The organism is Pantoea sp. X-Soil-ISGK-275, from assembly GCF_059730795.1.
The window spans coordinates 85,963-98,190 of record NZ_AP035977.1; the positions used below are offsets into that span (position 1 = coordinate 85,963).

Consider the following 12,228-nt stretch of genomic DNA (forward strand, 5'->3'; position numbering starts at 1 on the left):
CGATATAACGTTTTTAGGCTTCAATGAACACCGTGTTGAACGGAGATGCTGTTAATACACCGTTACAGCTTGTTAATGAAATTTTAAGCTCTAATTAATGCGTCAAACGCATCAACTCATGAGTTTATTGCGCTTATATAGTTTGTTTTGCTCATCCAGTCTGCAGAAGCAGGCGCTGTAAAAGCGCTAATGACAAACTGGAGATAAACATGCATTCCTCTAACCTACCCATGACCACTCGAACCCGATGCAGCGCGATACTGCGGGTGACTTCTGGCAATTTTCTGGAACAATTCGACTTCTTTCTGTTCGGGTTTTATGCCACTTACATCGCCCATACTTTTTTCCCGGCCAGCAGTGAATTTGCCTCGCTGATGATGACCTTCGCGGTGTTTGGCGCGGGATTTTTAATGCGTCCGGTCGGTGCAATCGTGCTGGGCGCGTACATTGATAAAGTTGGCAGACGTAAAGGGCTCATTGTGACCTTGTCGATCATGGCAGCGGGGACTTTCCTGATTGTTCTGATTCCGTCCTATCAAACGATTGGGCTCTGGGCACCGTTATTAGTGCTATGTGGCCGTTTATTACAAGGCTTCTCAGCGGGCGCAGAGTTAGGCGGCGTATCCGTTTATCTGGCAGAGATTGCCACGCCTGGCCGTAAGGGCTTTTATACCAGCTGGCAATCTGGCAGCCAGCAAGTGGCCATTATGGTTGCAGCGGCCATGGGCTTCGCACTGAATGCGGTAATGGAAGAAAGCACCCTGCGCGAGTGGGGATGGCGTCTGCCTTTCCTGTTTGGCTGCCTGATTGTTCCTTTCATCTTTGTCTTGCGCCGTAAACTGGAAGAGACCGAAGAGTTCACCGCCCGTCGCAGTCATCTGGCAATGCGTGACGTGTTTAAAACGCTGTTAGCAAACTGGCAGGTTGTTGTCGCCGGTATGTTGATGGTCGCCATGACCACCACTGCGTTTTATCTGATCACCGTATATGCACCTACTTTTGGTAAAAAGGTGCTGATGCTGAGCGCTTCTGACAGCCTGCTGGTGACTCTGCTGGTTGCGATATCCAACTTTTTCTGGCTACCGGTTGGCGGTGCCCTGTCAGACCGTTTTGGCCGCAAGCCCGTTCTGGTGACCATGGCGATGCTGGCGCTGATCACTGCCTATCCGGCGCTTAGCCTGCTTGCTGAAGCGCCCAGCTTTTCCATGATGCTGACAGTGCTGTTATGGCTGTCCTTCCTTTACGGACTTTACAACGGCGCCATGATCCCAGCGTTAACCGAGATTATGCCGGTGGAAGTGCGGGTTGCGGGCTTCTCTCTGGCCTACAGTCTGGCAACCGCTATTTTTGGCGGATTCACGCCGGTTATTTCAACCGCATTGATTGAGTATACCGGCGATAAGGCCTCGCCCGGCTACTGGATGAGCTTTGCTGCCGTATGTGCACTGCTCGCAACCTTTTATTTATACCGTCGCAGCGCATTATCACTTCAAACCGCGGGTTAACGCAGGAATGACATCATGCAAAAAATACATCGTTCACTTATCTCCACGTTGTTATTTATTTTCGTTAGTTTTTCAGTGGCTGCCAAAGACGTCACCGTCATGATTTCAGGTGGATTCAAAGCGGCGCTGGAAAAACTGGCCCCACAATTTGAAGCCAAAAGCGGCAACAAGATTATTTTGATATCCGGCCCCTCAATGGGGAAGACGCCTCAGGCTATTCCGGCGCGCCTGGCGCGCGGTGAGCATGCGGATGTGGTGATTATGGTGGGTGATGCGTTGAACAATCTGGAAAAGGATAACTGGCTTCAGCCGGGTTCGCGCGTGGAATTAGCCGACTCTTCAATTGGTATGGTGGTCAAACAAGGTGAGCCAAAACCGACTATCAAAACGGATGCAGATCTGCGCAATACTCTCTTGCAAGTCCAATCTATTGCTTATTCTGACAGTGCCAGCGGCCGCTATGTCAGCAGTCATCTATTTAAAAAACTGGGCATTGAAGACAAGGTGGAATCAAAAGCGCATATGATAGAGCGCATTCCGGTCGCGTCTGAAGTGGCTAAAGGCCACTATGCTATCGGTTTCCAGCAAGTGAGTGAATTGTTGCCTGTGCCGGGCGTCACCTTCATTGGTGAACTGCCTGAAGATGTGCAATACGTCACCCGTTTTGCCGGTGCGGTGACCGGCAAAGCAAAAAACGGGCAGGAGGGCAAAGCGTTACTGCGTTTCCTCTCTTCAGCAGAGGCGCAAAATACCCTTCGCGCTACCGGGTTACGATCTGTGACGGCTAAACTGCCGGTAAAACAACATGATACTGTTCAGTAATCAACTTCTCTAACTCAGCTGCCACGTAGGACTGCATACGGCCACTGCGCCTGATCAAGCCAACCGTACGCTTTACCACCGGCTCAGTCAGTGCAACCTGCGTTAACACTGAATGCTCTGACATCGGCATCGACATAGCGGGCACGGCAGCAATGCCGATACCCGCTTCAACCATACCCAGCATGGTGGTCACATGACGGGTTTCGCAGATACTGGGGCGCTCAGGAATGATGTGTTCCAGCAGCTTGTCAAGCAGATTGCGGTTCCCGGAGGTCTTATCCAGCTCAATATAATCCTGCTGATAAAACTCTCGCCAGGTCAGGTTTTTTTTACTGGCTAGTGGATGATCACGCCTGCAGGCCGCTACGTAGGCATCGCCCGTCAAGGGTAGAAATTCGATATTAGCTTGCAGATCTCTCGCAAAACAGATGCCGAAGTCTGCCTGACCACTGGCTACCGCTTCAATGACATTACCTGCGCTGCTATCAATAATTTTCACGCGTACTCGTGGATAGCGTGTCTGGAAACGGCGGATGACACCGGGCATGAAATAGTAAGCTGCCGAGGGTACCGTAGCAACGGTGACCAGTCCCACCCGATCCTGACTGACCTTATCGATATCCGCTAATACCATTTCCACATTCGCCAGTAACTGATCTGAGCGTTCAGCAAAAGTCTGACCATAAAGTGTTAGCGTGACACGCCGGGTGGTTCTGTCGAATAGCTTGATACCTAACGCCGATTCCAGCTTTTCAATTCTGCGGCTTAATGCTGATTGAGAAAGGCAGATGGACTCTGCCGCAAGCCGAAAATTACTGTATTCAACCAGTGCACGGAAGGCATAAAGATCGTTGAGATCAAAGTTTACAGGCATGGTAGCGGACAATCCTTAGAAGCCAGCAGTGATTCAAAAAAGAAATGATAACCACATAATCGATAACGACAACCTCGTGAACGCTCTGCCGCACTCAAGAGACTCGCATAGCTATGTTTTAAGCAGGATCACCTTATGATTTGGCCAGAATATTCAAGCAGACGATAATATCACTTTAGTGAACCGAAGAGGTATGTAACAGCCTATCCTACCGCAACATTGCACTGCATATTTCTAAGTGTAATAAGCACATTATAAGTAAATAATTAAATTGTAATAAATCAACTCATATGAAATTCTCATTTTTCTTGCAAGAAGAATATGAGCGTCTACTCTCTTATTACTCCCTTTAGCAACATAATATGAGGTGGTCATGGAATCGGGAACGTTAAACGATATATCCAAAGATTTGTCTGCGTTTGTAGGTACACACTTTGTATATACCTATGATAATGGATGGAAATACGAATGGTATGCAAGAAACGATCATACCTGTGATTACCGTATACATCAGGGACTCGTTGGTGGAAGATGGGTAACCAATCAGGAGATGAATGCGGTACAGTTCGCGCCTGGAATCTATAAAGTGGACTGGCATGAACCAACCGGAACCTGCGTGAGCTTACTGTTTGATATTGAAAGAAAAGTTATTCATGGAACCATCTTTTTCCCACAGTGGATCGCGGGGGAAGGTCAGCATCCTGAAAAAACGATCTGTTATCAGAATGAATTTATTGAAGATATGCATCGTTTTCGTGACGAGGGTCCAGCATATCCCTATGTTGTGATACCCGAATTTGCACGGGTCACATATATGAAAAATGAAGGAGCAGACAATAATAGTGTAATTAATATGCCACCTGGGCAACTCCCGGACGATTTCTTCGACGGTAAATGAGTAATAAAGCGCCATGGAAGGCGTTAATGTTAATATTGAAACCCCGCCTCCCCATACAGCGATATTATTTTTAATGTCGCCAAATGATTTTGAAAATAAGATGGCTATGCAGGGCGGGAAACCTAAAACAAAAACGTAAATAATCAGCTCCCCTAAACGCAATAATCCATTCAAAAGCAGGTTAAACGCGGTTTACCCCTTCAAAGAAATGATGCTGGATCAGAATCTGACGAGCCCGGTCCGTATCCGCAAGCGGTGTGCCCCGCAGGGCGAAAGGAATTATTGAAAGCGATTATCCATAGATTCCGCTAAGATTTTGATGAAATCAATCTGGGCTTGAAGCGATCTGAAATTGTGACCAAAATAATCACTGGTCACTCATCGTTTTACATCAGCTCACCGAGCAAAGTTGAAATATGACAGAGAAAAAAAATGCCGCCGCCATCCGTGGGCCATCCGATCACACCATCCGCGATCAGATTGTGGCTGCTGCAATGGAATACTTTAGCCATTACGGCTTTGAGAAAACCACCGTATCCGACCTCGCACGATCCATAGGCTTCTCCAAAGCCTATATTTATAAGTTTTTCGGTTCTAAACAGGAAATTGGTGAAGTCATCTGCGCCAGTTGCCTTGCAGATATTACTGAACGGCTAAACGCTGCGCTGGAGAAATCGCCTTCGGCTACGGAAAAAATAAGGCAATTGTTTCAGACGCTTGCTGTGGCGGGCTGTGAACTGTTTTTCCGCGAGCGTCGACTGTATGACATTGCCGCCGCCTCATCACGTGAGCACTGGCCTGCTGCGGTGCAATATGAAGCTGCACTGCGTGAAAGGTTGCTCGCCATCCTGCTTGAAGGACGCACGGCGGGGGAATTTGAGCGGAAAACACCGCTAGATGAAACCGCGATGGCCGTATATTTGGTACTCAGACCTCTTGCCGATCCATTACAGCTGCAAATCTCACTGGATACTGCCGGAGAAGATGCAAATCAATTAGCTGCATTGGTGCTAAGAAGTCTCGCACCGTAATTTGTGACCATTGACATAATTGGTCACTGGTCAGAGAATGGCGTTCTCATACTTTTCTTGAGTAAGGTAACCCATGCTCCGGCATCTTCCGTTGTTGTCAGTCGTCTGTATGCTGCCGGTCATTCTGACTGGCTGCGGCGAACCTTCATCAGCCGCTGACGATCCGCGCTCGCGGCCGCCACTTATCAGAACGGCTAAAGTCGAGCCTGCTGCGGGGCAATCGCGCGCTTTTACCGGCATCGTGGCAGCACGTTTTCAGAGCGATCTGGGTTTTCGCGTGTCGGGTAAGGTGCTTGAGCGGCTAATCGATAAGGGGCAAAGCGTTAAACGCGGCCAAGTGCTGATGAGGCTCGATCCCGCCGATCTCGCGTTGCAGGTCCGTGCAGCAGAGGCAGCGGTAACCGCTGCTCAGGCAAGGGCGCGCCAGACCGGTGATGATGAGAAACGTTATCGAGGATTGGTGGGTTCTGGCGCGGTCTCTGCATCGTCTTACAGTCAAATTCGTGCAGCTGCAGATGCCGCGCGTGCCGAGCTGAGTGCGGCGCAGGCGCAGGCTCGCGTGGCGTTAAATGCCTCGCAATATGCCGTACTGAGCGCTGATGCAGATGGCGTGGTGGTCGATACGCTGGCCGATGCAGGCCAGGTGGTTAGCGCCGGCCAGACTGTGGTGCGCCTCGCCCGCGCCGGTCAGCGTGAAGCGATGGTTAGTCTGCCTGAGACGCTGCGGCCGCAGGTTGGATCATCCGCCACGGCGATCCTCTACGGCAGTGGGATCGAGAACGATGCCAGGCTGCGCGAATTGTCTGACTCGGCTGATGCGGCAACCCGTACCTACGAAGCACGCTATGTGCTGAGCGGTGCCGCCGCCGGTGCTCCGCTGGGTTCAACCGTTACTTTGCGTATCCCGGAGTCTGCGGCGGCGCAAGAATCATGGTCAGTACCGCTCAGTGCGGTGTGGGATGCGGGACGCGGTGCTGGCGTCTGGCTGGTGGAAGGTAAGCCCGCCAAAGTCAGCTGGCGTGCCGTGACGCTACTCGGCATCAGCGACGATAGTGCGCGCGTGTCGGGTCAGCTGCAGAGTGGGGAACAGGTGGCTGCGCTAGGTGTGCATCTGCTGCATGAAGGCGAAGTCGTGCGCACCGCAATGCCTGGGTCGCAAGGAGCCACGCCATGAGTCGCAACCGCTTTAATCTGTCGGCGCTAGCAGTGCGAGAACGATCAGTTACGCTGTTCCTGATCATTCTTGTTACGGTCGCAGGCGTAATGGCCTTCCTCGGATTAGGACGCGCGGAAGATCCCCCGTTCACCGTCAAGCAGCTAACGGTAATCACCGCCTGGCCCGGCGCCACCGCGCAGGAGATGCAGGATCAAGTGGCCGAGCCGCTGGAGAAGCGGCTGCAGGAGCTGAAGTGGTACGACCGTACCGAAACCTATACCCGTCCCGGAATGGCCTACACCATGCTGTCCCTTCAGGACAGCACGCCGCCATCTGAAGTGCAGGAGCAGTTTTACCAGGCGCGCAAAAAAATCAGCGATGAGGCCCGCAACCTGCCGGCGGGTGTGATCGGGCCGATGGTGAACGATGAATTCTCGGATGTGGTTTTTGCCCTTTATGCATTGAAAGCAAAGGATGAACCGCAGCGATATCTGGCCCGCGATGCCGAAAAACTCCGCCAGCAGCTGCTGCACGTTGCGGGTGTAAAAAAAGTGACCATTACTGGTGAACAGGCAGAACGTATTTATGTCTCCTTTTCCAGCGATCGCCTCGCTACGTTAGGCATTACTCCGGAACAGATATTCAACGCCCTGAACGGGCAAAATGCCCTGTCACCCGCTGGCTCGATACAAACGCGCGGTCCCGAGGTGTTTATCCGCCTTGACGGCGCGCTGGATACGCTCGAAAAAATCCGCAATACGCCGGTCGTCTCCGGTAACCACACGCTGCGGCTTGTCGACGTGGCCAAGGTCGAACGTGGCTATGTCGATCCGCCCGATTTCCTCATCCGTAATGAGGGTGAACCCGCGCTGATGCTGAGCGTGGTGATGAGAGAAGGCTGGAACGGACTTGAGCTGGGTAAGGCGCTGGAAAAAGAGGTCCGTGACATAAATAGCGACATGCCGCTGGGCATGACGCTTACCAACGTTTCCGATCAGGCGGTTAACATCCGTTCGGCTGTCGATGAGTTCATGGTGAAGTTCTTCGTGGCTCTGCTGGTGGTGATGGTGGTGTGTTTTGTGAGCATGGGCTGGCGCGTGGGTATCGTGGTTGCTGCCGCGGTTCCGCTGACGCTTGCCGTGGTGTTTGTGGTGATGGCCGCCACGGGAAAAAACTTTGACCGCATCACGCTGGGTTCACTCATCCTCGCACTGGGCTTACTGGTTGATGACGCCATCATTGCGATAGAGATGATGGTGGTGAAGATGGAAGAGGGCTATGACCGCATCAAAGCATCGGCTTACGCCTGGAGCCATACGGCCGCGCCGATGCTCGCCGGCACGCTGGTTACCGCGATTGGCTTCATGCCCAACGGCTTCGCACAATCCACCGCAGGTGAATACACCAGCAATATGTTCTGGATCGTGGGGATTGCCCTGATTGCCTCGTGGGGGGTAGCCGTGCTGTTTACGCCTTATCTGGGCGTGAAAATGCTGCCGGATATCAAGCCGGTGGCGGGTGGTCACGCGGCAATCTACAACACTCGCCACTACAATCGCTTCAGACGGCTGCTGACCAAAGTCATCGCGCAGAAGTGGTGGGTGGCAGGCGCGGTGATTGGCTGCTTTGTGCTGGCGATCATGGGCATGGGGCTGGTGAAAAAACAGTTCTTCCCAACATCCGATCGTCCTGAGGTGCTGGTTGAAGTGCAAATGCCTTACGGCACCTCCATAGGGCAGACTAGCCTGACCACGGCGCGGATTGAGCAATGGCTAAAAAAGCAAAAAGAAACCCGCACGGTAACCGCCTATATCGGGCAGGGCGCACCGCGTTTCTATCTGGCGATGGCGCCGGAGCTGCCGGATCCCTCATTTGCCAAAATCGTGGTGCTGACCAATGGCGAGCACGACCGCGATGCACTAAAACAGCGTCTGCGAGAAGCGGCGGCTGATGGGCTCGCGCCAGAAGCGCAGGTGCGCGTCACGCAGCTGGTTTTTGGTCCCTATTCGCCTTTTCCGGTCGCTTATCGGGTGATGGGGCCCGATCCAGACGTGCTGCGTCAGCTGGCCGCGAAGGTGAAAGTGCTGATGCAGACCAGCCCGATGATGCGCACCGTCAACACCGACTGGGGTTCACGTGTGCCGGTAATGCATTTCAGGCTGGATCAAGATCGACTGCAGGCCATGGGGCTGACGCCTGCTGGTGCGGCTCGTCAGCTGCAGTTCCTGCTGAGCGGTGCACCTATTACGGCGATTCGTGAAGATATCCGCTCAGTGGAAGTGACCGGCCGGGCAGCAGGAGAGGTGCGCCTCGATCCCGCGCACCTTGACGCTTTGACGCTGGCCGGATCTGATGGCCAGCGCATTCCGCTATCCCAATTGGGTGAGACTGAAATCCGCATGGAAGATCCTTTGCTACGTCGCCGCGATAGGACGCCAACGATAACAGTGCGCGGCGATATTGCCGACGGATTGCAGCCACCGGATGTCTCTACCGCGTTGAGCCGGAAACTCCAGCCATTCATCGCATCATTGCCGCCGGGATACCGCATTGAACAGGCGGGCTCGATTGAGGAGTCGGGTAAAGCAACCCAAGCGATGCTACCGCTGTTCCCGATCATGATTGCCCTGACGCTGCTAATCATCATCCTGCAGGTGCGTTCCATGGCAGCGATGGTGATGGTGTTTTTAACCGCACCGCTGGGGCTGGTTGGCGTTGTGCCCATGCTGCTGCTGTTCCAGCAGCCCTTCGGCATCAATGCGCTGGTCGGGCTGATCGCGCTGTCAGGAATTCTTATGCGCAACACGCTGATTCTGATCGGACAAATACATCAGAATCAGCGGGAAGGCCACGATCCCTTCACGGCTATCGTCGAGGCAACGGTGCAGCGTGCCCGGCCAGTTCTCCTGACAGCGCTAGCAGCGATTCTGGCATTTATTCCCCTCACGCACTCTGTGTTCTGGGGCACGCTGGCTTACACGCTCATTGGTGGGACGTTGGGTGGCACCATCATGACGCTGGTGTTTTTACCGGCGATGTATGCCATCTGGTTCCGTATCAGGTAGGGTAGGACTGTAAAAAAAGCCCCGCCCGGAGCGGGGTAGAAAAAATGAACAAGGGGAAAGGCTCTCGCACGTTGAGCGTGCTGTGTGTGCCGTCGTACAAAGTACGAAGCGAAAAAAGAGTAGTCACTGTATTTTACTGTTGCAAGTCAGGTCCACGCATAAAATGAAAGCGTCGGTAAAACCGTATCAATTAACCTTTTATCTTCGCGAGAAAAGCCGTAATGGTATCCACCAACTGAACAGCTGATTTCACTAAGACATCAATCATTGAATGGTACTTCCAGCAACGCCAATTAAAATGGTTTTTTTCAGTACTCAATTCCATAAATAACCGAAGCGGTTTCATTTTATAAAGATGTAATTTAAATGACTGTAATGGGTGAAAAATAAAAAAATATAACCCGTGCATTTTTTTAATTCTTCTATAAATTGACCCAGCGGTACTCTCCGCACGTAACGAATGATGCTTTGCATCGCCTCTGAAAGCGTTAGGGATTTCCACTTTCAGAGGTCATTTTTTCCTGCCATTAAAAAACGTTTTATTTACTTAACCTATCTCTTGAAAATTATTCATAAATTAATGCTAATAAAACTGTACAACTTACCGATCCTTGTATAACTTTATCTCATGGCGAGCTGGTTAAATTATGAACACGTGAGGTTTCTTTGCAACAAAACCTGGGTACATCCTATTCAGTGATCGTTAATGCTGAGTATTTCAGTCACGCCTCGCACTCCTATCAGCAGTAAAGGTTGATATGAAAAATCACGGTGAGGAAAAGCTGTGTGACCTGCTCATTGGGGAGGCAGTGTTAGCTTTGCTGCAGGAAAAAGCGGGAATTTCGCGACGAGCGCTCCTTGCGAAGCTTCAGTTCATGCTTGAAGCTGAACAGGATGAAGAACGGGCGCATGCGACAAAACTTGCTATACAGGACGTTATGAGTGAAATCGCAGAAAGTGACTCTCCTAAGGTTGGAGACAGAGAACAAATGGCGAATTTCGATATAGACAAATACGGTAATGACGACTCGACCCGACATTAACGCTGGTACAAGGCTTAAGGGCGTGGAAGAGAAACAAAAAATGCGTACCTCAGTAAGGACATTTTATGCAGCAGAATACAATCGAGTCAGACCTTCAAACCTATTTACAAAGCACTGGTGATCAGTATTCACAGGAAAAAGAAGTTATTGGTATCATTGTGAAGTCTTTGATCGCAGAGAGTGGAAGAGTGACGAATAAGGCTATTATTTTGAGCCTGATAGCGGAGCTGGAAAGCGCCACCGACATCGAGCAACTTGATGTGCTACGCAACTGCCTTGAAATTGTTGTGGGCCATACGCCTAATGAAGACGACTAATAAAGACTCTCTATCCTATCCGCCTTTCAGCGGGGAGTGCTGTATTTATTCCCCGCTTCCCTGACCACTTCGTCCATGATGACAATATTGAAACCTCAATTCCCTGAGGCTTCACTCACCAATAGAAAAATGCCCAACGTTCTTCTTCATCAGGTGTAAAGCCCACCACAACTTTTAACGCGTTGAGTAACGCGTCAAGTTGCAGAAGATCAGTGGTACTTTCAATTTCCGAGATGAGGTGCAAAATGAGCGCGCTATTGGTGACACTCTTACCCTGGCTCACTAACTTTTGTACCGCAGAATCAATCAGGGCCGTCTCCGCAGAATGTTTATCACCTGCTTTCTGGAGATGGTAGTTAATGTCTATTTCGCGGGACGTTTGCTGTGTGCTTTGTTGCATTTTCTCTCCTTGTTATCAGATATCTCTGCGGCTACGTTTAAAGGATTTTTTACGCTATTAAGCTTTAGATCCTGGCAAGGCCGGGCTCAACATTTCTGTGCCAATCACCCAGGCAAAACACATCCAGAACTAAATTTAGCGCATATTTCTGTTATGGCACGACTTAAATCGATGTAATCAACTAATGATCGGCTTTAATCCAAAATACGTTGACATGTTCATGTCAAGATTACTCCATAAAACATAAAATTAGCGATCAAAAAGCATGCCGATCAAGGTCTGATAGTGGCGCTCTTCCTCCAATGTGGCAGCGACTTCGAGACGTCTTAACAGCTTAGTGCAGATAGCCTTACGATTGAGATTCTTACCAGCACGCAGAATTTCGACAACAATTTGCCCCAGCGTTTCTTGCTGAGTTGGAGCGGTCGCCTTGCTGAAATAATGTGCAATATCGCTGGCCGTATCGGGAAATTTTGAGACACTCTGACGCATGCGAACCTCATAGTAGATTGCTTTGTAGTTGATTCAGTCTGAACCTAAAGTTAGACAATATTTTCAAAATTGTACAGGTTTTACTAACTTGTACAGCTTTAATTTTTTAGTGAAAGAACTCTATTGATTGTATTCAAATGGTTATGTTTGATTTTGGGACAAACGATTGAACTTTGATATTTCAGAACAAAGGAGAAGGGATATAGCAAATAGGAGAGTGATTGATTGGTGGGTAACAACACAAAAAAAGGGGAGCCGCTATATTCAGTCAGTTATCAACAAACTACGGAGCGCCCTTAGGCGCATCCTTCAACAGAATCAGCGTTGGACACTGATTAGCTTTCTCTCCGTGTAATGCCCAAGTGCCTGGATGCCGAAAGCCAGCGTAGCTCTTCGCGATTTCGAGGAGACGTTTCTGCATATGCTTTTAGCCAACGTCTGGCGTCGGCTATCTGTGCCAGCCTGCTATCGCTGGCATCGCCTTCGGCCATGGTGCCCAGTTCAATAATGAGAGAATTAATGTTGATTTCTTTGTGACTCACAGCAAGATTAATCACTGCCTCGCCAATAATGATGTGGCCTTGTTCTTCATCATGAAATAACACTGCGTTTCCTCCAATATTTT

The 12,228-nt window shown here is 50.5% G+C and carries 12 protein-coding genes; 8 read left to right on the top strand and 4 right to left on the bottom strand.

What is annotated here, in order from left to right; genetic code table 11:
- Nucleotides 1–209: 209 nt before the first annotated feature.
- Together AC6I8A_RS19840 and AC6I8A_RS19845 are read left to right on the top strand one after the other, a co-directional pair.
- Entirely contained in the window at nucleotides 210–1,505 is a 1,296-nt protein-coding gene (locus AC6I8A_RS19840) for an MFS transporter (RefSeq protein WP_497819000.1), read from the top strand.
- Nucleotides 1,506–1,520: 15 nt separating this feature from the next.
- Nucleotides 1,521–2,327, top strand: coding sequence for a substrate-binding domain-containing protein (locus tag AC6I8A_RS19845; RefSeq protein ID WP_497819001.1), 807 nt, complete (start codon nucleotides 1,521–1,523; stop codon nucleotides 2,325–2,327).
- Here the strand turns inward: AC6I8A_RS19845 and psrA are convergent.
- The gene (psrA, locus tag AC6I8A_RS19850) at nucleotides 2,290–3,201 is read right to left on the bottom strand and encodes an L-proline-binding transcription factor PsrA (protein WP_312180984.1); all 912 of its coding nucleotides are present in this window, start codon (nucleotides 3,199–3,201) and stop codon (nucleotides 2,290–2,292) included. The two genes, AC6I8A_RS19845 and psrA, sit on opposite strands and share 38 nt — an antisense overlap.
- A 373-nt stretch (nucleotides 3,202–3,574) precedes the next feature.
- On the opposite strand from psrA, the gene AC6I8A_RS19855 reads away from it, so the two are divergent.
- The 6 genes from AC6I8A_RS19855 (at nucleotide 3,575) to AC6I8A_RS19880 (ending at nucleotide 10,711) form a co-directional block, all read left to right on the top strand.
- Nucleotides 3,575–4,099 (top strand): phenolic acid decarboxylase, encoded by a 525-nt coding sequence (locus tag AC6I8A_RS19855; RefSeq protein ID WP_256698977.1) that lies wholly within the window; start codon nucleotides 3,575–3,577, stop codon nucleotides 4,097–4,099.
- A 416-nt stretch (nucleotides 4,100–4,515) separates the two neighbouring features.
- Entirely contained in the window at nucleotides 4,516–5,130 is a 615-nt protein-coding gene (locus AC6I8A_RS19860) for a TetR/AcrR family transcriptional regulator (RefSeq protein WP_479490762.1), read from the top strand.
- Between the two features lie 73 nt (nucleotides 5,131–5,203).
- Nucleotides 5,204–6,304 (top strand): efflux RND transporter periplasmic adaptor subunit, encoded by a 1,101-nt coding sequence (locus tag AC6I8A_RS19865; protein WP_497819002.1) that lies wholly within the window; start codon nucleotides 5,204–5,206, stop codon nucleotides 6,302–6,304.
- A complete protein-coding gene (locus tag AC6I8A_RS19870; protein ID WP_497819003.1) occupies nucleotides 6,301–9,351 on the top strand; it encodes an efflux RND transporter permease subunit in 3,051 nt (1,016 codons plus the stop codon). Before AC6I8A_RS19865 ends, AC6I8A_RS19870 begins: the two co-directional genes overlap by 4 nt.
- Before the next feature lie 758 nt (nucleotides 9,352–10,109).
- Nucleotides 10,110–10,394, top strand: a complete 285-nt coding sequence (locus AC6I8A_RS19875; RefSeq protein WP_256698972.1) for a hypothetical protein — start codon at nucleotides 10,110–10,112, stop codon at nucleotides 10,392–10,394.
- 65 nt (nucleotides 10,395–10,459) lie between these two features.
- On the top strand, nucleotides 10,460–10,711 hold the full coding sequence (locus tag AC6I8A_RS19880; RefSeq protein WP_256698970.1) for a biofilm development regulator YmgB/AriR family protein: 252 nt from the start codon (nucleotides 10,460–10,462) through the stop codon (nucleotides 10,709–10,711).
- Nucleotides 10,712–10,826: 115 nt separating this feature from the next.
- Here the strand turns inward: AC6I8A_RS19880 and AC6I8A_RS19885 are convergent, their stop codons facing one another.
- From AC6I8A_RS19885 to AC6I8A_RS19895, 3 genes are all read right to left on the bottom strand, one after another.
- Complete coding sequence (locus AC6I8A_RS19885) at nucleotides 10,827–11,111, bottom strand: biofilm development regulator YmgB/AriR family protein (RefSeq protein WP_256698968.1); 285 nt, start codon at nucleotides 11,109–11,111, stop codon at nucleotides 10,827–10,829.
- Between the two features lie 249 nt (nucleotides 11,112–11,360).
- Nucleotides 11,361–11,603, bottom strand: coding sequence for a regulatory protein YcgZ (ycgZ, locus tag AC6I8A_RS19890; RefSeq protein ID WP_179452499.1), 243 nt, complete (start codon nucleotides 11,601–11,603; stop codon nucleotides 11,361–11,363).
- 335 nt (nucleotides 11,604–11,938) lie between these two features.
- Nucleotides 11,939–12,208 (bottom strand): hypothetical protein, encoded by a 270-nt coding sequence (locus AC6I8A_RS19895; RefSeq protein ID WP_256698966.1) that lies wholly within the window; start codon nucleotides 12,206–12,208, stop codon nucleotides 11,939–11,941.
- Nucleotides 12,209–12,228 lie beyond the last annotated feature (20 nt).

Bases quoted from the DNA above. Each gene is read 5' to 3' on its own strand.
- AC6I8A_RS19840 (WP_497819000.1), top strand. From the start codon at position 210: ATGCATTCCTCTAACCTACCCATGACCACTCGAACCCGATGCAGCGCG.
- AC6I8A_RS19845 (WP_497819001.1), top strand. From the start codon at position 1,521: ATGCAAAAAATACATCGTTCACTTATCTCCACGTTGTTATTTATTTTC.
- psrA (WP_312180984.1), bottom strand. From the start codon at position 3,201: ATGCCTGTAAACTTTGATCTCAACGATCTTTATGCCTTCCGTGCACTG.
- AC6I8A_RS19855 (WP_256698977.1), top strand. From the start codon at position 3,575: ATGGAATCGGGAACGTTAAACGATATATCCAAAGATTTGTCTGCGTTT.
- AC6I8A_RS19860 (WP_479490762.1), top strand. From the start codon at position 4,516: ATGACAGAGAAAAAAAATGCCGCCGCCATCCGTGGGCCATCCGATCAC.
- AC6I8A_RS19865 (WP_497819002.1), top strand. From the start codon at position 5,204: ATGCTCCGGCATCTTCCGTTGTTGTCAGTCGTCTGTATGCTGCCGGTC.
- AC6I8A_RS19870 (WP_497819003.1), top strand. From the start codon at position 6,301: ATGAGTCGCAACCGCTTTAATCTGTCGGCGCTAGCAGTGCGAGAACGA.
- AC6I8A_RS19875 (WP_256698972.1), top strand. From the start codon at position 10,110: ATGAAAAATCACGGTGAGGAAAAGCTGTGTGACCTGCTCATTGGGGAG.
- AC6I8A_RS19880 (WP_256698970.1), top strand. From the start codon at position 10,460: ATGCAGCAGAATACAATCGAGTCAGACCTTCAAACCTATTTACAAAGC.
- AC6I8A_RS19885 (WP_256698968.1), bottom strand. From the start codon at position 11,111: ATGCAACAAAGCACACAGCAAACGTCCCGCGAAATAGACATTAACTAC.
- ycgZ (WP_179452499.1), bottom strand. From the start codon at position 11,603: ATGCGTCAGAGTGTCTCAAAATTTCCCGATACGGCCAGCGATATTGCA.